26 protein-coding genes are annotated in these 24,957 nt (G+C 66.8%); 9 read left to right on the forward strand and 17 right to left on the reverse strand.

Annotated elements, in window-relative coordinates; genetic code table 11:
* Positions 1-22: 22 nt before the first annotated feature.
* The 12 genes from BLV60_RS01570 to BLV60_RS01625 form a co-directional block, all read right to left on the reverse strand.
* Complete coding sequence (locus tag BLV60_RS01570; protein ID WP_093048821.1) at positions 23-754, reverse strand: ABC transporter ATP-binding protein; 732 nt, start codon at positions 752-754, stop codon at positions 23-25.
* Entirely contained in the window at positions 751-2,667 is a 1,917-nt protein-coding gene (locus tag BLV60_RS01575) for a branched-chain amino acid ABC transporter ATP-binding protein/permease (protein WP_093048824.1), read from the reverse strand. Before BLV60_RS01575 ends, BLV60_RS01570 begins: the two co-directional genes overlap by 4 nt.
* Positions 2,664-3,692: a branched-chain amino acid ABC transporter permease gene (locus tag BLV60_RS01580; RefSeq protein WP_093048826.1), complete on the reverse strand. Its 1,029-nt coding sequence runs from the start codon at positions 3,690-3,692 to the stop codon at positions 2,664-2,666. The genes BLV60_RS01575 and BLV60_RS01580 overlap by 4 nt, the downstream gene beginning before the upstream one ends.
* Positions 3,693-3,834: 142 nt before the next feature.
* Complete coding sequence (locus BLV60_RS01585) at positions 3,835-4,983, reverse strand: ABC transporter substrate-binding protein (RefSeq protein WP_093048829.1); 1,149 nt, start codon at positions 4,981-4,983, stop codon at positions 3,835-3,837.
* Between the two features lie 37 nt (positions 4,984-5,020).
* On the reverse strand, positions 5,021-6,106 hold the full coding sequence (paaE, locus tag BLV60_RS01590; protein ID WP_093048832.1) for a 1,2-phenylacetyl-CoA epoxidase subunit PaaE: 1,086 nt from the start codon (positions 6,104-6,106) through the stop codon (positions 5,021-5,023).
* Between the two features lie 15 nt (positions 6,107-6,121).
* On the reverse strand, positions 6,122-6,640 hold the full coding sequence (gene paaD, locus BLV60_RS01595) for a 1,2-phenylacetyl-CoA epoxidase subunit PaaD (protein ID WP_093050334.1): 519 nt from the start codon (positions 6,638-6,640) through the stop codon (positions 6,122-6,124).
* 14 nt (positions 6,641-6,654) lie between these two features.
* Positions 6,655-7,434 carry a 1,2-phenylacetyl-CoA epoxidase subunit PaaC gene (gene paaC, locus BLV60_RS01600; protein ID WP_093050331.1) on the reverse strand — a complete coding sequence of 260 codons (780 nt, stop codon included), beginning with the start codon at positions 7,432-7,434 and terminating at the stop codon, positions 6,655-6,657.
* A 14-nt stretch (positions 7,435-7,448) separates the two neighbouring features.
* On the reverse strand, positions 7,449-7,757 hold the full coding sequence (paaB, locus tag BLV60_RS01605) for a 1,2-phenylacetyl-CoA epoxidase subunit PaaB (protein ID WP_093048835.1): 309 nt from the start codon (positions 7,755-7,757) through the stop codon (positions 7,449-7,451).
* Positions 7,754-8,764: a 1,2-phenylacetyl-CoA epoxidase subunit PaaA gene (gene paaA / locus BLV60_RS01610; RefSeq protein ID WP_093048839.1), complete on the reverse strand. Its 1,011-nt coding sequence runs from the start codon at positions 8,762-8,764 to the stop codon at positions 7,754-7,756. The genes paaB and paaA overlap by 4 nt, the downstream gene beginning before the upstream one ends.
* A 34-nt stretch (positions 8,765-8,798) precedes the next feature.
* Complete coding sequence (gene paaK / locus BLV60_RS01615; RefSeq protein WP_093048842.1) at positions 8,799-10,109, reverse strand: phenylacetate--CoA ligase PaaK; 1,311 nt, start codon at positions 10,107-10,109, stop codon at positions 8,799-8,801.
* 13 nt (positions 10,110-10,122) lie between these two features.
* On the reverse strand, positions 10,123-10,578 hold the full coding sequence (paaI, locus tag BLV60_RS01620) for a hydroxyphenylacetyl-CoA thioesterase PaaI (protein WP_093048845.1): 456 nt from the start codon (positions 10,576-10,578) through the stop codon (positions 10,123-10,125).
* A 3-nt stretch (positions 10,579-10,581) separates the two neighbouring features.
* Positions 10,582-11,385, reverse strand: a complete 804-nt coding sequence (locus tag BLV60_RS01625; RefSeq protein ID WP_093048848.1) for an enoyl-CoA hydratase-related protein — start codon at positions 11,383-11,385, stop codon at positions 10,582-10,584.
* A gap of 151 nt (positions 11,386-11,536) precedes the next feature.
* On the opposite strand from BLV60_RS01625, the gene BLV60_RS01630 reads away from it, so the two are divergent.
* Complete coding sequence (locus BLV60_RS01630; RefSeq protein WP_093048851.1) at positions 11,537-12,139, forward strand: phenylacetic acid degradation protein PaaY; 603 nt, start codon at positions 11,537-11,539, stop codon at positions 12,137-12,139.
* A gap of 65 nt (positions 12,140-12,204) precedes the next feature.
* Positions 12,205-12,849, forward strand: a complete 645-nt coding sequence (locus BLV60_RS01635; RefSeq protein ID WP_093048854.1) for a TetR/AcrR family transcriptional regulator — start codon at positions 12,205-12,207, stop codon at positions 12,847-12,849.
* Here the strand turns inward: BLV60_RS01635 and BLV60_RS01640 are convergent.
* The 4 genes from BLV60_RS01640 to BLV60_RS01655 all read right to left on the reverse strand — a co-directional run bounded on the left by BLV60_RS01640 (position 12,833) and on the right by BLV60_RS01655 (position 17,024).
* Complete coding sequence (locus BLV60_RS01640; RefSeq protein WP_093048857.1) at positions 12,833-13,870, reverse strand: VWA domain-containing protein; 1,038 nt, start codon at positions 13,868-13,870, stop codon at positions 12,833-12,835. The two genes, BLV60_RS01635 and BLV60_RS01640, sit on opposite strands and share 17 nt — an antisense overlap.
* On the reverse strand, positions 13,867-14,859 hold the full coding sequence (locus BLV60_RS01645; protein WP_093048860.1) for a DUF58 domain-containing protein: 993 nt from the start codon (positions 14,857-14,859) through the stop codon (positions 13,867-13,869). Before BLV60_RS01645 ends, BLV60_RS01640 begins: the two co-directional genes overlap by 4 nt.
* A 111-nt stretch (positions 14,860-14,970) precedes the next feature.
* On the reverse strand, positions 14,971-15,987 hold the full coding sequence (locus BLV60_RS01650; RefSeq protein WP_093048863.1) for an AAA family ATPase: 1,017 nt from the start codon (positions 15,985-15,987) through the stop codon (positions 14,971-14,973).
* 26 nt (positions 15,988-16,013) lie between these two features.
* The gene (locus tag BLV60_RS01655; protein WP_093048866.1) at positions 16,014-17,024 is read right to left on the reverse strand and encodes a S1C family serine protease; all 1,011 of its coding nucleotides are present in this window, start codon (positions 17,022-17,024) and stop codon (positions 16,014-16,016) included.
* Positions 17,025-17,112: 88 nt separating this feature from the next.
* Here BLV60_RS01655 and BLV60_RS01660 point away from each other — a divergent pair, with 88 nt between their 5' ends.
* The 7 genes from BLV60_RS01660 to BLV60_RS01690 all read left to right on the forward strand — a co-directional run bounded on the left by BLV60_RS01660 (position 17,113) and on the right by BLV60_RS01690 (position 23,883).
* Entirely contained in the window at positions 17,113-17,973 is an 861-nt protein-coding gene (locus BLV60_RS01660; RefSeq protein ID WP_093048869.1) for a TatD family hydrolase, read from the forward strand.
* A gap of 129 nt (positions 17,974-18,102) precedes the next feature.
* A complete protein-coding gene (locus BLV60_RS01665) occupies positions 18,103-18,510 on the forward strand; it encodes a hypothetical protein (protein WP_093048872.1) in 408 nt (135 codons plus the stop codon).
* Between the two features lie 99 nt (positions 18,511-18,609).
* Positions 18,610-19,140, forward strand: a complete 531-nt coding sequence (locus BLV60_RS01670; protein ID WP_093048874.1) for a DNA-deoxyinosine glycosylase — start codon at positions 18,610-18,612, stop codon at positions 19,138-19,140.
* 8 nt (positions 19,141-19,148) lie between these two features.
* The gene (locus tag BLV60_RS01675) at positions 19,149-19,934 is read left to right on the forward strand and encodes a class I SAM-dependent methyltransferase (RefSeq protein ID WP_093048877.1); all 786 of its coding nucleotides are present in this window, start codon (positions 19,149-19,151) and stop codon (positions 19,932-19,934) included.
* Positions 19,931-21,727 (forward strand): type IV pilus assembly ATPase TfpB, encoded by a 1,797-nt coding sequence (locus BLV60_RS01680; protein ID WP_093048880.1) that lies wholly within the window; start codon positions 19,931-19,933, stop codon positions 21,725-21,727. Before BLV60_RS01675 ends, BLV60_RS01680 begins: the two co-directional genes overlap by 4 nt.
* A gap of 136 nt (positions 21,728-21,863) precedes the next feature.
* Positions 21,864-22,352 carry a tripartite tricarboxylate transporter TctB family protein gene (locus tag BLV60_RS01685; protein WP_093048883.1) on the forward strand — a complete coding sequence of 163 codons (489 nt, stop codon included), beginning with the start codon at positions 21,864-21,866 and terminating at the stop codon, positions 22,350-22,352.
* A 19-nt stretch (positions 22,353-22,371) separates the two neighbouring features.
* Entirely contained in the window at positions 22,372-23,883 is a 1,512-nt protein-coding gene (locus tag BLV60_RS01690) for a tripartite tricarboxylate transporter permease (protein WP_093048886.1), read from the forward strand.
* 63 nt (positions 23,884-23,946) lie between these two features.
* Here the strand turns inward: BLV60_RS01690 and BLV60_RS01695 are convergent, their stop codons facing one another.
* Complete coding sequence (locus BLV60_RS01695; protein WP_093048889.1) at positions 23,947-24,870, reverse strand: LysR family transcriptional regulator; 924 nt, start codon at positions 24,868-24,870, stop codon at positions 23,947-23,949.
* Positions 24,871-24,957: the final 87 nt, after the last annotated feature.

Raw genomic sequence — 24,957 nt, forward strand, 5'->3', positions numbered from 1 at the left:
TGGCGCCGGGTCGAAGACTGGGTCAGTCCTTCTTGCCGATGCCCAGGTAGGTGTCGATGATTCGTTGGTCGTGCAGCAGGTCGCGCGCCTTGCCTTCGAGCGCCACGGCGCCCATTTCGAGCACGTAGGCGCGGTCGGCCACCTGCAGCGCGGCGCGCGCGTTCTGCTCCACCAGCAGCACCGACACGCCATGGCTGCGCAGCTGCGACACCACGCGCAGCACTTCGCGCACCACCAGCGGTGCAAGGCCGAGCGAAGGTTCGTCGAGCATCAGCAGGCGGGGCCGCGCCATCAGCGCGCGGCCGATGGCCAGCATCTGGCGTTCGCCGCCCGAGAGCGTCGATGCCATCTGCGGACGGCGTTCGCGCAGGCGCGGGAAGATCTCGAAGATTTCGTCCATGCGCGCACGCTGGTCGCGCTTGCCCTTGCGCCACTGGTAGAAGCCACCGAGCAGCAGGTTGTCTTCGACCGACATCTCGCCGAACAGCTCGCGCCGCTCGGGCACCAGCGCCACGCCGCGCGCCACCATCGTTTCGACGCCGGGGCGAGCGATGCGCTCGCCGCCCAGCGAGAGCCGGCCGGTGGACTGCAGCAGGCCCATGGCAGCGCACAGCAGCGTGGTCTTGCCGGCGCCGTTGGGGCCGATCACGGTGACGATCTCGCCTTCGTTCACCTGCAGGCGCACGCTGTGCACCGCCTCCACGGTGCGGTAGGCAACGCAGAAGTCCTCGAGTTGAAGCAGAGGGTGGCTCATCGTGCGTCTTCCAGCAGTTCGTCGTCGGCGCCGCCGAGGTAAGCCTCGAGCACGCGCGGGTTGGCCTGCACTTCGGCGGGCGTGCCGGTGGCGATGACGGTGCCGAATTCGAGCACCGTGATGCGGTCGGCGAGATTCATCACGAACTCCATGTCGTGCTCCACCACGAGGATGCCGAGGCCCTCTGCGCGCAGCTGGCTCAGCAGCACCGAGAGGGCGCGTTTTTCAAGATGGCGCAGGCCGGCCGCGGGTTCGTCGAGCAGCAGCACCGAAGGCTGGCCGGCGAGCGCGCGGGCGATTTCGACCACGCGCTGCTGTCCCAAAGAAAGCGATGCGGCGGGCGTGTCGGCATGTGGGCCTAGGCCGCAGCGTTCGATCTGCTTGCGGGCTTCGGCCATCAGCGCGGCTTCTTCGGCGCGGTCCAGCCGCAGCATTGCCGCGAGCCAGCCGCGCTTTGCGCGCAGGTGGGCGCCGAGCGCGACGTTCTCGACCACGCTGCGCTGGCCGAGCAGGCGCACGTGCTGGAAGGTGCGGCCCAGGCCCAGTGCGGCAAAGGCGCGCGACGGCTTCGTTGCCATCGACTGGCCTGCGAGCTTCACCTCGCCCGAGGTGGGATCGTCCACGCCCGAGATCATGTTGAAGAAGGTGCTCTTACCAGCGCCGTTCGGGCCGATCAGCGCGTGGATCTCGCCGGCCTTCAGCGTCATCGAGATCGAGTTGTTGGCGACGAGGCCGCCGAAACGCTTGCTCACGTCGCTGGCTTGCAGAAGCAGTTCGCCACTAGGGGGCAGGGCGCGTTGTGCGAGCTGCACGGTAGAGGGAGTCTTGACGAGCGCTGCTGCTGCGGCGGCCTTGCCCGCCGAGTCATCGCGCACCCAGCGGCGCACGATGCGCGCCAGCGTGGGCCACAGGCCATCGGAGAAGCGCTGCAGCACGAAGAGCATCAGCAGACCGAACACGATCACTTCGAAGTTGCCGCTGCTGCCGAGCAGCGCGGGCAGGATGTCCTGCAGCTTTTCCTTCAGCAGCGTGATCAGCGTTGCGCCCAGCACCGCGCCCCACAGATGGCCCGCGCCACCGACCACCGCCATGAACAGCAGCTCGATGCCGATGTTCAGGTTGAAGGGCGTCGGGTTCACGAAGCGCTGCAGGTGCGCGTAGAGCCAGCCCGACACCGCCGCGAGCAGCGCGGCCAGCACAAAGAGCTTGATGCGGTGGCGTGCCGTGTCCACCCCCATCGATTCGGCCATGAGCCGCCCGCCCTTGAGCGCGCGGATGGCGCGGCCTTCGCGCGAATCGAGCAGGTTGTGCAGTGCCCACAGCGCCAGCAGCAGCGCCGCCCAGATCACCACGCCCAGCATGCGCGGCGTGGCCAGCGACACGCCGGCCACCACCAGCGGCGGCACGCCGGTGATGCCGGTCTGCCCGCCCAGGAAGTCCATGTTGCCCAGCAGGTAGTACAGGCTCAGGCCCCAGGCGATGGTGCACAGCGGCAGGTAGTGGCCTTGCAGCTTGAGCGTGACCGAACCCAGCGCCCAGGCCAGCGCGAAGGTGAACACCAGGCCCAGCAGCAGGCCGGCCCATGGCAGCAGCGCCGGGCTGACCGCGCCGCCCAGCCACGCGGCGGCGGTGGGCGACGTGCAGATCCACGCCGTGGCATACGCGCCCATGCCCACGAAGGCGGCCTGGCCGAAAGAGGTCATGCCGCCCACGCCGGTCAGCATGACCAGCCCGGCCGCGACCAGCGCATACAGGCCGATGTTGCTGAGCACCGAGACGGTGAATTCGGGCAGGAAGCCCCAGGCCAATGCCAGCAGCACCACGCACACCAGCGTGAGCTGGCGCGGCGTGACCAGCGGCTTGCCTTCGGGTTGTGCGGGCACGGCAATGTTGTTCGAAGAAGACGCGCTCATTCTTCGTCCTCCACATGATGGCTGTTGAGCGAACGCCACCACAGCACGGGAATGATCAGGGTGAAGACCAGCACTTCCTTGAACGGGCTGGCCCAGAAAGAGGCGAACGATTCGAGCTGGCCGACCAGCAGCGCGCCGGCCAGTGCCAGCGGATAGCTTGCGAGCCCGCCGACGATGGCGGCGACGAAGCCCTTCAGGCCTATGAGGAAGCCGGTGTCGTAATACACCGTGGTGATCGGCGCGATCAGCAGGCCCGAGATGGCGCCGATGAGCGCCGCGAGCGCGAAGCTCAGGTCGCCCGACAGTTCGGTCGGAATGCCCGACAGCCGTGCACCTACGCGGTTGATGGCGGTTGCGCGCAACGCCTTGCCCACCATCGAGCGGCCGAAGAACAGGAACATGGCAATCACCAGCAGCAGCGTCACGCCCACCACCACCAGCGATTGCCCAGTGACCGGAATGCCGCCTATGTCGAAGCGCGCTTCTGAGAACGGCGTGGTGCGCGAACCCTCGGCGCCGAAGAACAGCAGGCCCAGGCCGACCAGCACGCCGTGCAGCGCGACCGAGACGATCAGCAGCATCAGCACGTTGGCATCCGCCAGTGGCCGGTAGGCCAGGCGATAGAGCAGCGGGCCGAGCGGCATGATGAGCAGCAGCGTGGCGAGCGTCTGGCCCGTCATCGATGTCGGCTTGAGCAGCAGCACCAGCGCGGCCGCCGCCGCCGGCAGCACCACGCACCACGCGAGCGCAGAGGCCCAGTCGACCACCGCGCCGCGCTTCCAGCGCCAGAACTCCACCAGCAGCACCGCGACAGCCAGCACCAGCAGAAGCCACAGCGTGGCCGGCACGCGGCCTGCCTGCAGCATCGCCATGGAGAGCGCCCCGAAGGCGACGAACTCGCCCTGGGGAATGAAGATGACGCGCGTGACTGAAAACACCAGCACCAGCGCGAGCGCCATCAAACCGTAGACGGCACCGTTGACGATGCCGTCCTGCCCCAGCAAAAGGGCGATCTGCGAATCCATATAACAACAGCCTTCGGGCGGCGCCCGTTAGTCAGATCGGGAACACCGAGGAACCGGCTTTGCCGGGCCTCCGGTGTTGCCCCCGGTAGGGGGTAGGAGAAGCGACACGAAGTGCGCGAAGCCTGGGGGCGAGCCCAGTTGATCAGGGCTGGTATTTCCAGGCGCCGTTTTCGATCTTCACCATCACGCGGGCGCGTTGGTCCAGGCCCAGGTGGTCCTTCTCGGTCATGTTGAAAACGCCATGTGCGCCCGACACTTCCTTGGTCTGCTCCAGCGCGTCGCGCAATGCGGCGCGGAACTCGGGCGTGCCGGGCTGTGCCTTCTTCAGCGCGACCGGCACGGCCGAACTCATCAGCAGGCCGGCGTCCCAGGCGTGCGCGCCGAAGGTCGACACCGTGCCCTTGCCGTAGGCGGCTTCGTAGGCTGTCACATAGGTCATGGCCGACTTCTTCACCGGGTTGCTGGCGGGCAGCTGGTCGGCCACGAGCACCGGGCCGGCTGGCAGGAAGGTGCCTTCTACGTCCTTGCCGCCGACGCGCAGGAAGTCGGCGTTCGCCACGCCGTGCGTCTGGTACATCTTGCCGGTGTAGCCGCGCTCCTTGAGCGCCTTCTGCGGCAGCGCGGCCGGAGTGCCCGCACCCGCGACCAGCACGGCGTCAGCCTTCGAGGCCATCATCTTCAGGACCTGGCCCGTCACCGAGGTGTCGGTGCGCGCATAGCGTTCGTTGGCGACCACGGTGATCTTCTTCAGCGCGGCGGCCTTGGCGAATTCTTCAGACCAGCCTTCGCCGTAGGCGTCGGCAAAGCCGATGAAGGCGACGGTCTTCACGCCGTTGGAGGCCATGTGCTCGGCAATGGCGAGCGACATCATGATGTCGTTCTGCGGGGTCTTGAACACCCAGCGCTTCTTGGCGTCCACCGGCTCGACGATGCGGGCCGAAGCTGCCACCGAGATCATCGGCACCTTGGCCTCGCTGACCACGTCGATCATGGCGAGCGAGGTGGGCGTGGTGGAAGAACCGAGCACGATGTCGACCTTGTTCTCGGTGATGAGCTTGCGCGTGTTGGCCACGGCTGCGGTGGTGTCCGATGCGTCGTCGAGCACGATGTAGTTGATCTTCTGGCCCCCGAGGGTCTTGGGCATCAGCGAGATGGTGTTCTTCTCGGGGATGCCGAGCGAGGCGGCAGGGCCGGTGGCCGAGACCGTCACGCCGACAGTGACGTCGGCCCACGATGCGGCGGCGGTGGCGCACAGCACGGCGATCAACAGGGGCTTGAAGAAGAATTTCATTTGGTCTTGTCTCCGGGTTGAAAAAAACGTTGAAGTGCTAGCGCTCGTCGAATGAGAGCGTTACTCGTTCGGTCAGGGGGTGGGCCTGGCAGGTCAGGATGAATCCCGCGGCTACTTCATTCTTGTCGAGCGCGAAGTTTCTTTCCATGCGGACTTCCCCGTCAACGCACTTTGCGCGGCAGGTGCCGCACACGCCCGAGGTGCACGAGAAGGGCACTTCAAGGCCCGCAGCCGATGCCGCGTCGAGGATGCTGGGTTGCCCTTCGGTGTAGGTGATCTCGCGCTGCAGGCCGTCGCGCACGATGACGATGCGCGCCTGCTTGGCGTCTCCGGGCTGCGCCTCGTGCACCACCGCGCCCACCTGGGTGGCCGAGGGCAGGGCGACGCCGAAGCGCTCGATGTGGATGCGGTCTTCGGGCACACCGGCTGCCAGCAGCGCGGCCTCGGCTTCGTCGTTCATCTGGAACGGGCCGCACACGTACACGTGGTCGATCTGCGCTGCCGGCACCACGCTCTTGAGAAACTCGCCGATCTTCTCGCGGTTCATCACGCCAAAGCCCAACGGCGAATCGGTGTGCTCGTCGGAGAACACATGCTGCAGCACGAGGCGCGTCATGTAGCGGTTCTTCAGGTCCTCGATTTCTTCCTTGAACATCGTGGACTGGAGCTGGCGGTTGCCGTAGATCAGCGTGAAGCGGCTCGCGGGCTCGCGCGCCAGCACCGTCTTCATGATCGACAGGATGGGCGTGATGCCGCTGCCGCCTGCAATGCCCACGTGATGGCGGGCCGAGGCCGGCTCGATGGGCACGAAGAAGCGGCCTTGCGGCGCCATCACCTGCAGGGTGTCGCCGGGCTGCAGGCTGGCGTTGATCCAGTTGGAGAACACGCCACCGCGCACCTTGCGCACGCCGACGCGCAGCTCGCCGTCGTCGAGGCCGGCGCAGATCGAATAGGAACGGCGCAGGTCCTGGCCGTCGATGTCGTGGCGCAGGGTGAGGTACTGGCCCTGGGTGAAGCCGAAGACTTGCTGCAGGTCGCCCGGCACTTCGAACGAGACGATGACGGCCTCGGCCGTATCGGGCTCGATGGCCTTCACGCGCAAGGGGTGGAAGAGGGTGCTCATCGCTTGGGGCGCTTTTTAGATTGGCTTGAAATGTTCGAAAGGCTCGCGGCAGGCCATGCAGCGATAGAGCGCCTTGCAGGCGGTCGAGCCGAAGGCCGAAAGGCGCTCGGTACGCTCGCTCGCGCAGCGCGGGCAGGCGATGCGTTCGCCTGCGATGCGGCCGAAGAGCTTGATCGGCATTGCGGTGTTGGCCGCGGCTTCGGGTGTGAGGTGGGCCGGCGGCGCGATGCCGTAGGCCTTGAGCTTGGCGCGGCCTTCGTCGCTGATCCAGTCGCTGCTCCAGGCGGGGGCGCGGCGCAGGGTGGCGCGGGCGTGGCCGAGGCCGGCCTGCTCGATTGCGGCCAGCACGTCGTGCTCGATGGCTTCGGTCGCGGGGCAGCCGGAGTACGTTGGCGTGAGCACGATCTCCAGGCCGTCGTCGTGCTCGATCACGTCGCGCACGATGCCGAGGTCGCAGACCGACACGGCCGGCACCTCGGGGTCGAGCACGGTGTGCAGCACGGCCCACGCGGCATCGACGCGCGAGGCTGCCATGAGGTCGACCGTGGTCACCACACGCCCCCGGGGTAGCTGCGCTGCAGGTGCTGCATCTCCGCGAGGATGTAGCCCATGTGCTCGCTGTGCACGCCGCGCTTGCCGTTGCTGCGGAAAGCGGCTTCCTTCGGCATGGCGAGGCCGGCCGCGTCGAGCACCTGCTGCATCTCGGCCAGCCAGGGTTCGCGCAGCTCGCTCCACGCCGGGCCGAGGCCGCTGGCGCTGGCTTCGGCATCCACCGCATCGCTTTCGAATAGCTCGGGCATGTAGAGCCACAGCTGCTTCAGCGCTTTTTCAGTGCGTTGGCGCGATTCGTCGGTGCCGTCGCCCAGGCGCACCACCCAGTCGCCCGAGTGCTGCTGGTGGTAGCGCGCTTCCTTCACGGCCTTGCCGGCGATGGCGGCCACTTCGGCGTCGTTCGATGCGGCGAGGCGCTGCCACAGCAGCTTGAGCAGCGTCGAGACCATCGTGTTGCGCACGACGGCAAAGGCGAAGTCGCCGCGCGGCAGTTCGGCGATGGTGAGGTTGAAGTAGTCGCGCTCGTCGCGCAGGTAGGCCAGCTGGTCTTCGTCGTGTTCGCGGCCGGCTCCTTCGAGCTTGCCGGCGTGCGTGAGCAGCGCGCGCGCCTGGCCGACGAGGTCGAGCGCGATGTTGGCCATCGCGATGTCTTCCTCCAGCACGGGCGCGTGGCCGCACCATTCACCCAGGCGCTGCGCGAGCACCAGGCAGGTGTCGCCGATGCGCAGCAGGTACTGCACGGCGGGCGTGCGGTTCAGTTCGATCGATGCTTGCATGGTCCTGGCCTTGCTCACATGTGGTCGACCGACTTGGGCAGCGCGTAGAAGGTCGGGTGGCGGTACACCTTGTCTTCAGCCGGGTCGAAGAACATGTCCTTGTCGCCCGGGTCGCTGGCCACGATCTGCTCGGAGCGCACCACCCAGATGCTGCTGCCTTCCTGGCGGCGCGTGTACACGTCACGCGCCATCTGGATCGCCATCTTCGAATCTGCCGCGTGCAGGCTGCCGCAGTGCTTGTGGTCGAGGCCGGCCTTGCTGCGAACGAACACTTCCCACAGGGGCCACTCTTGCTTGCTGTCTTGGGTATTTGGGGCGCTCATGCGGCCTCCTTCATTGGTTGCTTGTTGGCGTGGGCCATCGCGGCTTCGCGTACCCATGCGCCGTCTTCCCACGCGTCGACGCGCGCCTGCAGCCGCTCGCGGTTGCAGGGGCCGTCGCCGCCGATCACGCGCCAGAACTCGCTCCAGTCGATGGCTCCGAAGTCGTGCGCCTGGCGCTCTTCGTTCCACTTCAAGTCGGGGTCGGGCAGGGTCACGCCGAGGATGGCGGCCTGCTCGACGGCGGCGTCGATGAACTTCTGGCGCAGCTCGTCGTTGCTGAAGCGCTTGATGCCCCAGCGCATCGATTGCGCGCTGTTGGGCGACTGGTCGTCCGGCGGGCCGAACATCATGATCGACGGCCACCACCAGCGGTTGACCGCGTCCTGCACCATCGCCTTCTGCGCGTCGGTGCCGTGGGTCATCATGGTCAGCAGGGCTTCGTAGCCCTGGCGCTGGTGAAAGCTCTCCTCGCGGCAGATGCGGATCATGGCGCGGGCGTACGGCGCGTACGAGCAGCGGCAGATCGGCACCTGGTTCATGATGGCCGCGCCATCGACCAGCCAGCCGATGGTGCCCATGTCGGCCCAGGTCAGCGTGGGGTAGTTGAAGATCGAGCTGTACTTGGCCTTGCCGCTGTGCAGCGCGTCGAACATCTGGTCGCGCGAGGTGCCCAGTGTTTCGGCAGCGGCATACAGGTAGAGGCCGTGGCCGCCTTCGTCCTGCACCTTGGCCAGCAGGATGGCCTTGCGCTTGAGCGTGGGCGCGCGGCTGATCCAGTTGCCTTCGGGCAGCATGCCGACGATTTCGGAGTGCGCGTGCTGGCTGATCTGGCGCACCAGCGTCTTGCGGTAGTGCTCGGGCATCCAGTCTTTTGCCTCGATGAAGTCGCCGGCATCGATGTGCGCGTCGAAGCGCTCTTCGAGCTGCATTTCCTCGGCGGAGCGCACGGCCTTCTGCTTGCCGTCGCCTGCGTCCTTGCCCATGGTGTCCATTGCCTGGGTGTACATGTGCGTGTCCTTTCGGTGGGGTGTGAGGGGCGGCTCAGCGCGGACGCGTGTCGATCACGCGGCGTGCCTTGCCGGTCTGGGTGCGTTCCATCTCGTTGGGCGCGTGAACCACCACGCGCGTGGAAATGCCGATGAGCGTCTTCACGCGGTGCTGCACCCATTCGCCGATGGCGGTGCGGTCCGCCGAGGCGGCGTCGGCGGGGTTGAGCTCGCAGTGCACCTCGACCTGGTCGAGCTTGTCGGCGCGGCTCACGTGCACCTGGTAGAGGCCCGACAGCGCCTTGTGCGCGAGCACGATTTCTTCGACCTGCGTGGGAAAGACGTTGACGCCGCGGATGATCATCATGTCGTCGCTGCGCCCGACGATCTTGCCCATGCGGCGGAACGAACGCGAGGTGGGCGGCAGCAGGCGCGTGAGGTCGCGCGTGCGGTAGCGCACGATGGGCATGGCCTCCTTGCTCAGCGAGGTGAAGACCAGTTCGCCTTCTTCGCCGTCGGCCTTCAGCTCGCCGGTCTCGGGGTCGATGATCTCGGGGTAGAAGTGGTCTTCCCAGATGACGGGGCCATCTTTGCTCTCGACGCATTCGCTGGCCACGCCGGGGCCCATCACTTCGCTCAGGCCGTAGATGTCGACGGCGTCGATGCCGGCCTTGGCCTCGATGTCGCGGCGCATGGCTTCGGTCCACGGCTCGGCGCCGAAGATGCCGACCTTCAGCGAGCTGTCTTTGGCGTCGAGGCCCTGGCGCTCGAACTGCTCGATGATCACCTGCATGTAGCTGGGCGTGACCATGATGATGTCCGGCTTGAAGTCCTGAATGATCTGCACCTGCTTCTCGGTCTGGCCGCCCGACATCGGGATGACGGTGCAGCCCGCGCGCTCGGCGCCGTAGTGCGCGCCGAGGCCGCCGGTGAAGAGGCCGTAGCCGTACGACACGTGCACCATGTCGCCGGGCCGCCCGCCCGCAGCGCGGATGGAACGCGCCACGAGATCGGCCCAGGTGTCGATGTCCTTCAGCGTGTAGCCGACCACGGTCGGCTTGCCGGTGGTGCCCGACGACGCATGGATGCGCGCGACGTTTTCGCGCGGCACGGCGAACATGCCGAAGGGGTAGTTGTCGCGCAGGTCGCTCTTTACCGTGAACGGAAACTTCGACAGATCGGCGAGCGACTTCAGGTCGTCGGGGTGCACGCCCTTGGCATCGAAGGCCTTGCGGTAGTGCGGCACGTTGTCGTAGGCGCGCTGCAGCGTGGCGCGCAGGCGGGTGAGCTGCAGCGCGGCGATCTCGTCGCGGCTGGCGGTTTCGATGGGGTCGAGGTCGCCGGGGGCGGGGTGCTTCACGGTCATGTCTGTTGTCTCCTCAGGCGGCAGCGGCGTTCGGGACGGCGGGGCGGCCCTTGGCTGTGTAGGAACGGCCGCGGAACATCGCGATGCGCTCGCCGCGCTGGTTGATGATTTCGGTGTCGTACAGGCCGGTGCGGCCGGCCTTGGACACCTCGTGGCAGCGCGCGGTGAGCAGGTCGCCCTCGCGCGCCGGGGCGATGAAGTCGATGGCAAAGCCCGAGGCCACGGTCAGCTCGTTGTACGAGTTGCAGGCAAAGGCGAAGGTCGAGTCGGCCAGCGTGGCCATGAAGCCGCCGTGGCAGATGGCGTGGCCGTTGAGCATGTCGGCGCGCACGCGCATCTCGATGGTGGCCTGGCCGGGGCCGACCTCGACGATGCGCATGCCCAGGCCCTTGCTGGCGTTGTCGTTCTCGAACATGCCGTCGCGGACGTACTCGGCCGTCTGCTGGGGTGTGCGGGTGGTGTCGGTCATGGCTCAGCGATCCTTGAACACGGGGGCGCGCTTGGCGCGGAAGGCTTCGACGCCTTCGCGGTAGTCGTTGGCGTTGCCCATGTCGCGCTGGAGGCGGGCTTCTTCGGCGAGTGCCGCGTCGAGGTCCATGTCTTGCGCGGCGGCCATGGCCTGGCGCGTGGCGACGAGGGCGCGGGTCGGCATGCCGGCCAGCTTCAGCGCGAGCGCCGCCGTGGTTTCAGTCAGCGCCGCGTCGTCCACGCATTGCCAGATCAGGCCGATGCGAGCGGCTTCTTCGGCGGGCAGCTTGTCGCCCAGCAGCGCGATGCCGAGCGCGCGGGCCGAACCCACGAGGCGCGGCAGCAGCCAGGTGCCACCGGTGTCGGGCACGAGGCCGATCTTGGTGAAGGCCTGGATGAAGCTGGCCGAGCGGGCGGCCACCACGAGGTCGCAGCACAGCGCGAGGTTGGCGCCCGCTCCGGCCGCAACACCGTTGACAGCTGCGATCACCGGCACCGGCATCGAGCGCAGGCGCGCGACCAGCGGGGCGTAGTAAGTGGAGATGACGTGGCCCAGGTCCTTGGGCGCGGCGCCGGGCGTCGGGTCGGGGGCGACCGAAGGATCGGCCAGGTCCTGCCCTGCGCAGAAGGCGCGGCCTGCGCCCGTGAGCACTACGCAGCGCACGCTCGCGTCTTGGGCCGCCAGCTCCAGCGCCGCCATGAGTTCGGCGTGCAGCTGCGTCGTGAAGCTGTTGAGCGCCGCGGGGCGGTTGAGGCTCAACGTGCGCACGGCGCCGGCGTTGCCGGTGAGTACCAAAGGCTCAGTCATCGCGTGTCTCTTTCATCCTTTGTGGGAGCGGATCGGAGTGCAAACACTATTGACCGACCGTTCGGTTGATTTTAGTATCGAGCCTGCTACCGGCACAAGCGGGAGCTATTCAGGGCAAACCCTGAGTCCCGCGAAAAACAAAGGAGACCGAATGCCCAGCTATTCCATCGACGGCGTAATTCCGGTCGTCGACCCGAGCGCGTACGTGCACCCCACTGCCGTGCTGATCGGCGACGTGATCGTCGGCCCGAACTGTTATGTGGGCCCCTGCGCCAGCCTGCGCGGCGACTTCGGCCGCATCGTGCTGGAGGAGGGCTCGAACGTGCAGGACCACTGCTGTGTGCACGGCTTTCCCGACAACGACACGGTGATCGAGGTCAACGGCCACATCGGCCATGGAGCGATCCTGCACAGCTGCATCGTTCGGCGCGACGCGCTGGTGGGCATGAACGCTGTGGTGATGGACGAGGCCGAGATCGGCGAGAAGGCCATCGTCGCGGCCTGTGCCTTCGTGCCGGCCGGCATGAAGGTGCCGGCACGTTCGCTGGTCGCGGGCATTCCGGCAAAGGTGAAGCGCGAGTTGAGCGAGGACGAGATCGCGTGGAAGCTCGAAGGCACGCAGACCTATCAGGAGCTCACGGTGCGCAGCCTCGCGAGCCTGCATGAAGTGGCGCCGCTCGCGCAGGTGGAGGCAGACCGCCCGCGCCTGCCGGCCACCGAGGTGCGTTCGCTCATTGCCACCAAGCGGGGCTGACCCCATTCGCGCTTCGTGCAAGATCGCGCGTTGTCTCCAACAGTCCAACCCAGGAAACCGACCCGATGCCGCGTGGAAGATCCGCCACTTACGACGATCAGCGTGAACTGATCCTCGCGCAGGCCGCCCAGCTGTTCGCGCGCAGCGGCTATCCCGCCACCTCGATGAACCAGGTGGCCGAGGCCTGCGGCCTCTCGAAGGCCACGCTCTATCACTATTACAAGGACAAGAGCAGCCTGCTGATCAGCATTGCCGAGACGCACGTCTCCAAGCTCGCGGCGCTGGTAGCCGAGGAAGAGGCCTCGACGCACACCGACGAGCAGCGCCTGCGCCGCTTCATCTACCGCATCGTCGAGGAATACGCCGGCGCGCAGGACGCGCACCGCGTGCTGACCGACGACGTGCGCTTTCTCGCGGAAGCCGACCGCGAACGCGTGCTCGACAAGGAGCGCGAGGTGGTCGCGGGCTTTGCGCGTGCGGTGTCTGCGCTGCGCCCCGGTGCGCCGAGTGACGACCTTGCCAAGCCGCTGACCATGCTGCTGTTCGGCATGATCAACTGGATGTTCACCTGGATGAAGCCCGGCGGCCGGCTCGATCACGCGGCCATTGCGCCGATCGTGGCCGATCTGTTCCTGGGGGGCATCGGGGCGGTCAAGACGCCCGATGCGCCTGCGGCCAAGCCACGCAGATCCTCTAAAGAATCCGGTTGAACCAGAGCAGCGACAGCCCCGCCGACAGCAGCGTCAGCACCGCCGCGCACATCGCGAACAGCGCCGAGATTTCGGTTTCCTTTTTCTCCACCGTGAGCTTGGAGCTCAGTGTCTCGTAGACCTTCTTCAGGTCGTTCGCGGTGCCGGCGTAGAAGTACTCGGCGTTCGTCTTGTTGGCGATGGCCTTGAGCGTGTCTTCGTCGAGCCGCACGCGCATCGACCAGCCTTCGAAGCCGATGGTTTCGCCGTCGACGGTGCCCACGCCCACCGTGTAGATGCGCACGCCGCGGTCGGCCGCGGCCTTGGCCGCGTCGAGCGGGTCGACGCCGGTGGTGCGCTGGCCATCGGTCAGCATGATGATCGCGGCGGAGGTGAAGGAACCCGGCGCCACGGGTGTGAACTCCTTGAGCTTCTTCTCGTTCTGGTCGATCGGCATGCCGCGCTGGCGGCTTGGCGCGCTGAACTGCTCGACGTCGATGCCCGCATCGGGGAACAGCGTGGCCAGCGACACCACGATGGCATTGCCCGTGGCGGTGGCGCGCTGGAGCTGGAAGCTGTCGATGGCTGTCACCAGGTCTTCGTGGTTGGTGGTGGGCAGTTGCGCCACCTGCGCGCTGCCCGCGAAGGCGACGATGCCCACCTTCACGCTGCGCGGCAGGTCCTTGATGAAGCTCTTGGCTGCCTCCTGCGCCGCCACGAGCCGGTTGGGCTGCACGTCGGCCGCGCGCATGCTGCCCGACACGTCCATCGCCAGGATGATGGTCTGCTGGTTCGACGGCAGCACCACCACCGCCATCGGCCGCGCCGCGGCCACCAGCATCGCGGCCATGGCCAGCAGGAAAAGCAAGGGCGGAATGTGCCGCCGGATGCTCTGCCCGGCGCCCATGGCTTCGCGCACGATCGACAGGCTGGCGTAGCGCACGGCCAGCTTCTTCTTGCGCCGCAGCAGCCAGAGGTAGAGCAGGATCAGCAGTGGCAGGGCCGCCAGCAGCCAGAGGAATTGAGGCCAGAGAAAAGTCATGCTGCCACCGCCTTCATGCCAGCTGGGCCTCCGATGCGCGTGCGGCGCTTGCGCATATCGGCGAAACGGACGATGGCTTCCACCAGGTCGTCCTGGGTCGAGAGCTCGAGTGCGTCGACGCCTGCCCTTGCCAGCGCCTCGCGCAGTGCGGTTTCACGTTCGGACGCCAGGCGCGCGAAGCGCTTGCGAAAACCGGCGTCATGGGTGTCGACCCACAGCTGCTCGCCGGTCTCGGCATCGCGCAGCGGCACCAGGCCGAGGTCGGGCAGTTCGAGTTCGAGCGGGTCGAACAGGCGCACGGCGACCACTTCATGGCGTTGCACCAGCTGGCCCAGCGGGCGCTCCCAGCCGGGTTCGCTCAGAAAGTCGGACACCACGAACACGGTGGAGCGGCGCGGCATCAGCGTGGCGGCCGACTTGAGCAGGCCGTCCAGGCGCGTCATCCCTTTCTGCGTGGGGGCGGTCTCGGCCTTGCCGGCGCGCTTTTCCATCGCATGCAGCAGGTGCAGCACGTGGCGCCGTCCGCTGCGCGGCGGAATCACCGCTTCGAGGTCGCTGCCGTAGACCAGTGCGCCGACCCGGTTGCCGTGCCGCGTGAGCAGCCGTGCCAGCACGCCGACGAAGCCCGCCGAGATCTCGCGCTTGGCCTTCAGGCCCGAGCCGAAATCGACCGAGCGGCTCAGGTCGAGCACGAACCACGCGGCCATCTCGCGGTCTTCGGTGAACACGCGCACATGCGGCGTTTGCAACCGCGCCGTGACGTTCCAGTCGATGTGGCGCACGTCGTCATGGTGCTGGTACTCGCGCAGGTCGGCCAGGTCGAGCCCGGTGCCGCGCATCAGCGTGCGGTAGTCGCCCTGCAGCAGGCCGTCGAGGCGGCGGATCACGGTCCATTCGAGCCGGCGCAGCGCGCGCTCGGCCCCACCGGCTTCTGCGGCGAGCCGTTCGTCGTTTGCGGCCGTAGGGGCCTTACGCCACCAGCTTTTCATGCGATTTCAGGGAACACCGCGGAACCGGCTTTGCCGGGCCGCTGGTGTTGCCCCCTGCAAGGGGGTTGGCGAAGCGACACGAAGTGCGCGAAGACTGGGGGTGTGCTCATTTCAGGCCACCAGCTTTTCATGTTCGAGCGGTTTGGGTGGGGCGGGGACTGCACGCATGATCTTCTCGACCAGGCCATCGGGCGTCAGGCCTTCGGACAAGCCTTCGTAGGAAAGCGTCACGCGGTGGCGCAGCACGTCGGGCACCAGCGCCGTCATGTCTTCCGGCAGCGCATAGCTGCGGCCGCGCAAGAGCGCCAGGGCGCGTGCGCCTTCGGTCAGGCTGATGCTCGCGCGCGGGCTGGCGCCGAAGGTGATGAAGCGGCGCAGGTCCTTCAGGCCGTGCTTCTCGGGTGTGCGCGTGGCCGACACCAGCTTCACGGCGTATTGAATGAGCGAAGGGTCGACGTACACGCGCCGCGCCTCGGCCTGCAGCGCCGCGAGCTGCTCGGTGGTGGCGACCGGCGTGGCGTTGACGGGCGGGCCGATCACGCGCTGGACGATGACGAACTCTTCCTCGTCGCTCGGGTAGTCGACCAGCACCTTCATCATGAAGCGGTCGACCTGCGCCTCGGGCAGCGGATAGGTGCCCTCGGTCTCGATGGGGTTCTGCGTGGCCATCACGAGGAAGGGGCGCGGCACCTTGTGCGTTTCGCCGGCAATGGTGACCTGGCGCTCCTGCATCACTTCGAGCAGCGCGCTCTGCACCTTGGCCGGCGCGCGGTTGATTTCGTCGGCCAGCAGCAGGTTGGCGAACACGGGGCCCAGCGAGGTGCTGAACTCGCCGGTCTTCTGGTTGTAGATGCGCGTGCCCACGAGGTCGGCCGGCACCAGGTCGGGCGTGAACTGGATGCGCTTGAACTGGCCGCGCACGGTGTCGGCCAGCGTCTTGATGGTAAGCGTCTTCGCAAGGCCCGGCACGCCTTCGACCAGCAGGTGCCCACCCGCGAGCATGCCGACCATCACGCGCTCCAGAAAGCGGTCCTGGCCCACGACCACGCGCTTCACCTCGTAGAGGATCTGCTCCATCAGTTCGGCGGTGCCGGCGGGTGTGGGGTTGACGGTCTCTGCTGTGCTCATGCGAAGGACTTTCGAAGAAGGATCGGTCAGAACGGTGGCGAACCCGCGGCGGACGCGGCGTTCTCGATGGGCACCGCGAAGCCGATGCCGATGAAAGTGCGCTGCTGCGTCGGGTTGAGGATGGCGGTGACGATGCCGAGCACCTCGCCGTCCATATTGATCAGCGGGCCGCCTGAATTGCCCGGATTGGCTGCGGCATCGAACTGGATCAGGTTGCCCAGCTCCTGCTTGCCTTCGGGCGAACGGAACGAGCGCTTCAGGCCCGACACCACACCAGCCGACACCGATGGCCCGATGCCGAACGGAAAGCCCACGGCCGCCACCTGGTCGCCGGGGCGCAGGTCGGCGGTCGAGCGCATGGTGGCGGGGATCAGGTCGTCGGGAATCTTCTGCGCCTGCAGCACCGCGAGGTCGTTCTCGGGCTGCACGCCGGTGATGGTGGCGATGGCTTCCAGCCCGTCGTAGAAGGTGACCTTGATCTTGTCGGCGCCTGCGACCACGTGCAGGTTGGTGAGGATCACGCCCTTGTCGACGATCACCACGCCCGTGCCCACGCCGCGCTCGACCTCGCCCGGGGCCTCGCCGTCGTTGGGGGCTTCAGGCGGCTTGCCCTTGGCGATGTTGCGTCCGCGCTTCTGGGTCTTGGCTTCGGGCGTGTGCTTTTCTTCGCCGTAGCTCACCACCCGTACCACCGAGGGCCGGATGATGTCGGCCGCCTTGGCCGCGGGCGAGGGCAGGGTGTTGGTCTGCAGCGTGCGCAGCACGGCCGCGTCGATGTCTTTTTGCGTGAGTGCCTTGGCGCCCGGGCGCGGCATCCACAGGGCGGCGCCGGTGACCAGCGCGGCCGACAGCAGGAAGAGCAGCGCGAAGCTGCGGCGACCGGGTTGCCAGCCGGGTTTTTTCGCGGGAGCAGCCTGCAGGGACTGGCCCCCGCCGGCGTTTTCAGCCGATGCTGGCGCATCCGCCCGTTCGGCCGCCTCGTCTGCGGCCGGTGGCAGCGTGCGGGGCGAACGGCTGTAGAAAGCGGGCCTGCGCATCGGAGCACCTCCGGCTAAAAAATCGCGTGAAGGAGTTCACAGTAGCACGCTTTCCGCGCCTGCGCATCCCATCAGGCATCATCGTGCGATGGCTACCTTCGTCGATACCCACTGCCATCTGGATGCGCCCGAATTCGGTGCGGAGATGCCGGCCCTTCGCGCCCGCGCCGCCGGGCTGGGGGTGGCGATGTGCGTGATCCCGGCGGTGGCCGTCTTCAACTTCGCCACCGTGCGCGAACTGGCCCACGCGCAGGGCGATGCCTACGCGCTGGGAATCCACCCGTTGTGCACCGGCGAGGCGAAGGACGAAGACCTCGAAACCCTCGATGCCGAACTGACCGCACGGCGCGGCGACCCGCGGCTCGTGGCGGTCGGCGAGATCGGGCTCGACTACTTCGTCGAGGGGCTCGACGGCCCGAAGCAGGAGCGCTTTTTTCACACTCAGTTGCAACTGGCACGCAAGCATGGGTTACCCGTACTCATCCACGTGCGGCGCTCGGTCGACAAGGTGCTCAAGCATCTTCGCCAGACGGCGGGCGGCAGGCCGTGGCAGGGCATTGCCCATGCCTTCAACGGCAGCGAGCAGCAGGCCCATGCGTGCATCGATCTCGGGTTGAAGCTCGGCTTCGGCGGCGCGGTGACCTTCGAGCGGGCCCTGCAGCTGCGGCGGCTGGCCACCACGCTGCCAATCGAATCGATCGTGATGGAGACCGATGCGCCCGACATCCAGCCGCACTGGCTGTACCGCACGCAGGCCCAGCGCGACGCCGGCGAACCGCAGGGCCGCAACGAGCCGGCCGAGCTGCCGCGCATCGCCGAAGTGGTGGCCGGCCTGCGGGGCATGGGCATCGACGAACTGGCCGCGGCCACCACCCGGAACGCGCTCGAAACGCTTCCGCGTCTCGAAAACCTCATGGCCATGTCGGAACGCCCGCCGCAACCCGCGTAGGCCAATGCCCCGACCTGCCCGGATACGTGCAGATGCCGTGGATTTGCTGTCATCCTTGAACTTCACCAGTTCGTTGCTGGTTCAGTGGCAAGTCAGTCACTCAAAACTTCATCCAACAAGGAGCTTTACATGACCACGTCTTTCATTCGCACCGTGCCCGTCGTCCTCGCGCTGGCGCTCGCCTCCATCGGCGTGTCGGCCGTGGCCCAGACCACCGCGCCTGCTGCCACCGCCCCGGCCCCGGCCGAGCCCTCCACCACTGAAAAGGTGAAGGAAGCCGGCAAGGACGCCGTTGACGCCACCAAGCGCACCACCAAGAAGGCCGTCGCCGCCACCGAAAAGGGCACCAAGAAGGCCTGGAGCGCCACCAAGCGCACCACCAAGAAGGCCACCACCGCCACCAAGCATGCGGCCACCAAGACCGGCGAAGTCGTCGAGAACGCCGGCCACAAGACGGCCGACGGCATGCGCAGCACCGGCAAGGCCATCGGCGAGAAGATCCCCGGCACAGCCGAGAACGAAGCAGCCAAGAAGTAATTTCGGGCCTGTTTCGGTCCTCTCTCGAAAGAACCCGCTTCGGCGGGTTTTTTCATGTGCCGCGCAAGTGCACGCGGGACGGTGGCACGATTGCCGCCCATGAATCCACCCGCCGCATCCGATGCCGCCAGCTCCATGCTCACGGGGTTGGCGCCCATCGTCTCGCCTGCAACGGCCGTGCTCATTCTCGGCAGCTTCCCCGGGGTCAAGTCGCTCGAGCGGCAGCAGTACTATGCACACCCCCAAAACCAGTTCTGGAAGATCTTGCAAGCTGTCTGGCCCGAAGTCCCCTTGCCGTCGGGCGTAGACAGCTACGCGCAGCGCTGCCGCTGGTTGCTCGACCGCGGCCTGGGCGTGTGGGACGTGTACGCGTCCTGCGAGCGCGAGGGCAGCCTCGACTCGGCCATCCGCGCGCCCGTGGCGAACGACATTGCCGGGCTGCATCTGCCGAAGCTCGCCGCCATTGCGCACAACGGCGGCGAGAGCTTCAAGCATGCGCGCCATACGCGCACCCTCGGCGTGCCGGTCTACCAGCTGCCTTCCACCAGTCCTGCCAATGCGTCGTGGAGCTTCGAGCGCAAGCTTGCGGCGTGGCGCGAGGTGCTGGCCACCCACAAACTAGTCGTCTGACGGCATCGATGGCATCGAGCAAAACTTCTATTTCTCTCCCCGAGGTCAATTTCTCCGACTGGGGCGATATCCGCTACCTGCACCTGGGCACCGAATGGGTCCAGGGTTCGATGAAGCTCGACGCGCCTTTCGAGATCGAACTCGAATACGTGCAGCGCATGATGGCCTGGCTGCTGTTTGCCGACGGCAAGACCGTGGCCACCCGCCATGCGATGCAGCTCGGCCTGGGGGCGGCCACGCTCACCAAGTTCAGCCGCAAGATCCTGCGCATGCGCACCACCGCGATCGAGCTCAATCCGCAGGTGGTGTCGGCCTGCCGCGGCTGGTTCAAGCTGCCGCCCGACGACCCGAAGCTGCGCGTGGTGATCGCCGACGCGGCCGCCGAGATCCGCAAGCCCGAATGGCACGGCACTGTCGATGCCTTGCAGGTCGACCTGTACGACCACGAGGCCGCCGCGCCCGTGCTCGACAGCGAAGACTTCTATGCCGACTGCCGCGCGCTGCTCACCGAAGACGGCTGCATGACGGTCAATCTCTTCGGCCGCTCGTCGAGCTACGAGCGCAGCCTCGAAAAGATCGCCGGCGCATTCGGCGCCGACGCCGTCTGGGCCTTCAAGCCGACGCGCGAAGGCAACACGGTGGTGCTCGCGCAGCGCACGCCGAGCCGTCCGAAGCGCGAGGCGCTTGCCGAGCGCGCCCAAACGATCCAGACTCGCTGGGGCTTGCCCGCGCCGAAATGGTTGCGAGTCTTCAAGCCCCTGAATATTTCAATCACTCGACCTGCCGGCTCATGAGCGCTGTTCCCGCTGTTTCTGCTCCCGCCCCCCTGGCCGCCCGCCACGAAGGCCCGCTCGACCTGCGGCGCCTTATTGAATGGCTCGCCGCCGATGGCGTGATTTCCCCGGTCGAAGCCAAGCGCACCATCGCGCGCTGCGCACAGGCCGAAAGCCGGCAGGCACCGCTGGTGCGGCTGGCCAATGTGGCCATGACGCGAGAGAGCGACAACAAGCCGCTGGACCTTGAAATGCTTACGCAATGGCTCGCGGGCCGCGCCGGGCTCACGTACCTGCGCATCGACCCGCTCAAGGTCGACGTGGGCAAGGTGGCCGACACCATGAGCGCCGCCTACGCGGAGCGCCACAAGGTGCTGCCGGTGCAGGTGCTGCCCAACGAGGTGGTGGTGGCCACGGCCGAGCCCTTCCTCACCGACTGGATCGCCGAGGTCGAGCGCCAGGCGCGCCGCTCGGTGCGCCGCGTGGTCGCCAACCCGGCCGACATCCAGCGCTACACGGCCGAGTTCTTCGCGCTCGCGAAGTCGGTGCGCGCCGCGCAGAAGGCCGGCGGCAACACCGGCGGCGCGAGCTTCGAGCAGCTGGTGGAGCTCGGCAAGAGCAACAAGCAGCTCGACGCCAACGACCAGAGCGTGGTGCAGGTGGTCGACTGGCTGTGGCAATACGCCTTCGACCAGCGCGCGAGCGACATCCACCTGGAGCCGCGCCGCGAGCAGGGCGTGATCCGCTTTCGCATCGACGGCATCCTGCATCCGGCCTACCAGATGCCGATGGGCGTGATGAACGCGATGGTCGCGCGCATCAAGCTGCTGGGCCGCATGGACGTGGTGGAAAAGCGCCGCCCGCTCGACGGCCGCATCAAGACCCGCAACATGCGCGGCGACGAAGTCGAAATGCGCCTGTCGACCCTGCCGACCGCCTTCGGCGAGAAGATGGTGATGCGGATCTTCGACCCCGACACGGCAGTGAAAGACCTCGACGCGCTGGGCTTTGCGCAGCACGACGCGCAACGCTGGGAACAGCTGGTCACGCGGCCCAACGGCATCATCCTCGTGACTGGGCCCACGGGCTCGGGCAAGACCACCACGCTGTATTCCACGCTCAAGCGCGTGGCGACCGAAGAGGTCAACGTGAGCACGGTGGAAGACCCGATCGAAATGATCGAGCCCTCGTTCAACCAGACGCAGGTGCAGCCGCAGCTGGACTTCGGGTTTACCGAAGGCCTGCGCGCGCTGATGCGGCAGGACCCGGACATCATCATGGTCGGCGAAATCCGCGACCTCGCCACCGCCGAGATGGCGGTGCAGGCCGCGCTCACCGGCCACCTGGTGTTCAGCACGCTGCACACCAACGACGCGCCGAGCGCCATCACGCGGATGATGGAGCTGGGCGTGCCTTCGTACCTCATCAACGCGGTGATGCTGGGCGTGCTCGCGCAGCGGCTGGTGCGCACGCTGTGCCCCAACTGCAAGCAGCCCGACGACACCGTCACCCGCGAGAAGCTGGAGACCATCGTCAAGCCGTGGCAGATCACGGGCTCGGTGCGCGCGTACAAGCCGGTGGGTTGCGTCGATTGCCGCATGACCGGGTACATGGGCCGCATGGGGCTGTACGAACTGCTGAGCATCAGCGAGGCGTTCAAGGCGCAGGTCACGAAGGAGCCCAACCTGGGCGGGCTGCGCAGGCAGGCCGTGATCGACGGCATGCGGCCGCTGCGGCTGGCCGGCGCGCTGCGCGTGGCCGAAGGCGTGACGACCATCGAAGAGGTGCTGAGCGCCACGCCGCCGCTGGAATAATCCGGCAGTTCAGCATCTGAGAGGCCGCTGAGACCTTTCGGGTTATCCCTAGGCCGGCGGTTAGTGGAATCCACATCAGTCTGACCGGAAGCTGACTCGACAATCCCGCATCGAAATTTGTTCGAGGAGACTGTTCGTGAAGATCAAGAGTCAGAAAGACTTTTTCTCGGGTCTGATGTTCACGGTGGTGGGTGTGGCGTTCGCATGGGGCGCCACCACCTACACCGTGGGCACCGGGGCCCGCATGGGTCCGGGTTATTTCCCGTTGATGCTCGGCATCCTGATGGCCCTCATCGGCCTCGGGATCATGTTCAGCGGGCTCACCGTTGAAACCACCGACGGCGAAAAGATCGGCAAGTGGGCCTGGAAGCAGGTGGTGTTCATCCTGGGCGCCAACCTCGCATTCGGCATCCTGCTCGGCGGCCTGCCGAGCATCGGCGTGCCGGCCATGGGCATGATCATCGCCATCTACGCGCTGGTGATCATCTCCAGCCTTGCGGGCCATGAGTTCAAGCTGCCCAGCGTGCTCGTCCTGGCCACTGTGCTGGCCGTCGGCAGCTATGTCGCGTTCATCTGGGCGCTGAAGCTCCAGATCCAGGTCTGGCCGACCTTCATCACCGGCTGAGAAGAAAGCTGCTCACATCATGGAATTGGTTGAACACCTCTCGATGGGTTTTGGCGTTGCCTTTACCTTCACCAACCTGCTGTACTGCCTCGTCGGCTGCATTCTTGGCACGCTGATCGGCGTGCTCCCGGGCATCGGCCCGGTCGCGACCATCGCGATGCTGCTGCCCGCCACGTACGCGCTGCCGCCCGTGTCGGCGCTGATCATGCTGGCCGGCATCTACTACGGCGCGCAGTACGGCGGCTCCACCACCGCGATTCTGGTCAACCTGCCGGGCGAATCATCGTCGGTGGTGACCGTGATCGACGGCTACCAGATGGCGCGCAAGGGCCGCGCGGGTCCGGCACTCGCCGCCGCCGGCCTGGGTTCGTTCTTCGCTGGTTGCGTCGGCACGTTGATCCTGGCCGCCTTCGCACCGCCGCTGACCGAGCTGGCCTTCAAGTTCGGCCCGGCCGAATACTTCTCGCTGATGATCCTGGGCCTGATCGGCGCCGTGGTGCTGGCTTCGGGCTCGCTGCTCAAGGCCATCGCGATGATCGTGCTGGGCCTGCTGATGGGTCTGGTCGGCACCGACGTGAACTCGGGTGTCGCTCGCTACAGCTTCGACATTCCGGAGCTCACCGACGGCATCGGCTTCGTGGCCATCGCCATGGGCGTGTTCGGTTATGGCGAAATCATTGCCAACCTCTCGCGCCCCGATGACGAGCGTGAAGTGTTCACTGCCAAGGTCTCGGGCCTGTTCCCGACCAAGGAAGACTTCAAGCGCATGGTTCCCGCGGTGCTTCGCGGCACGGCACTGGGCGCGGCTCTTGGCATCCTGCCTGGCGGCGGTGCGCTGCTGGCGGCTTTCGCGGCCTACACGATCGAGAAGAAGACCAAGCTGAAGCCGGGCGAAGTGCCCTTCGGCAAGGGCAACATCCGCGGCGTGGCGGCTCCCGAGTCGGCCAACAATGCCGGTGCGCAAACTTCCTTCATCCCGCTGCTGACGCTGGGCATTCCGCCCAACGCGGTGATGGCGCTGATGGTGGGCGCAATGACGATCCACAACATCCAGCCGGGTCCGCAGGTCATGACCAGCAACCCCGAGCTGTTCTGGGGCCTGATCGCCTCGATGTGGATCGGCAACGCGATGCTGATCATCCTGAACCTGCCGCTGATCGGCATGTGGATCAAATTGCTGTCGGTGCCGTACAAGTACCTGTTCCCCGCCATCGTGCTGTTCTGCGCGATCGGCGTGTACTCGACCAACAACAACACCTTCGACATCTGGATGGTGGGCATCTTCGGTCTGGTGGGCTACACCTTCTTCAAGCTGGGTTGCGAGCCTGCACCATTGCTGCTGGGCTTCATCCTCGGGCCGATGATGGAAGAGAACCTGCGCCGTTCGCTGCTGCTGTCGCGCGGCGACTGGAGCGTGTTCGTGACGCGTCCGATCTCGGCGAGCCTGCTGGCTGCAGCTGCGCTGCTGCTGATCATCGTGCTGCTGCCGGCTGTGAAGTCGAAGCGCGAAGAGGCCTTCGTCGAAGACTGACGGCGTTCTGCTCCCTTCAAGACGGCGCCTTCGGGCGCCGTTTTTCGTTTATGCGACGACTCTTTAGGTGCGCGTTCGCGGCGGCTTCATATGCTGCCGAGCCATCGCCAGAAAAGCCATGGCAGCCGGGTTGAGCGGGTGCTTGGCCAGCCGGATGGCGACCACCGGGTACTCCAGCGTGGGCCGCACCACGCCCAACGCCCGCAGGTTGGCCGGCATCAGCACTTCCACATAGCGCGGCAGCAGCGCTACCCCTGCACCCGCCTGGATGAGGCCGAAGGCTGTCGACAGCATCGACACGTGATGCACCACGCGCGGGTACACGTTGGCCATGCTCGACAGTTGGCGGCTCACGGCACGCCACACATTGGCGTCGGGGTTGACGTGGATGAAGGGCAGCGCCTCCAGGTGCCGGGCCTCGACCACGGCGTGCTGCGCCAGCGCATGGTCGTCCCGCACGAAGAGGGCCATGCGGTCGGAGAACAGCGGCTCCGTTGCCAGCTCCGAATGCTTCTGGCCGATGTCGGAGCCGAAGCCCAGGTCGGCCTCCTGCGAGAGGATGCGCGAGATCATCTGATCCGCGGTGCTGTCGAGCAGCGTGGTCGCGAGCGTCGGGTGCTTCTGCGAAAAACGGCCGAGCAACGGCGGCAACAGGGCGCCTGCAGTCAGATGGCCCACCGCCAGCACGATGCGGCCTTCGCGCAGCTGCGACTGCGAGCGGCAGGCATCGACGGATTCATCGATCAGCCGCAGCGCACGCACGGCCGTGTCGACCATCATCTGGCCCGCGTTGGTCATGCGGATGCGACGGCCGCGCACGACCAGCGGCTGCGCCAGCTCCTCTTCCAGGCGCTTGACCAGATGGCTGATGGCCGGCTGCGTGAGCTGCAATGCCTCGGCCGCCAGTGTGAAGCTGCCCGTTTCGGCCACCGCCGTCAGCGCCCGCAACTGCTGCAGCGAGATCTCTTCAGCGGTGTTCCTTGCCATAAACAGCTTTGATAGTTGAATAAGCAGAATTATCTGGCTTGATGCGCTCCCGCTGCATAGCATCCTTTTTTCGTTCACAGGCACAGA

This window comes from Variovorax sp. YR634 (assembly GCF_900106655.1).
GTDB lineage: Bacteria > Pseudomonadota > Gammaproteobacteria > Burkholderiales > Burkholderiaceae_C > Variovorax.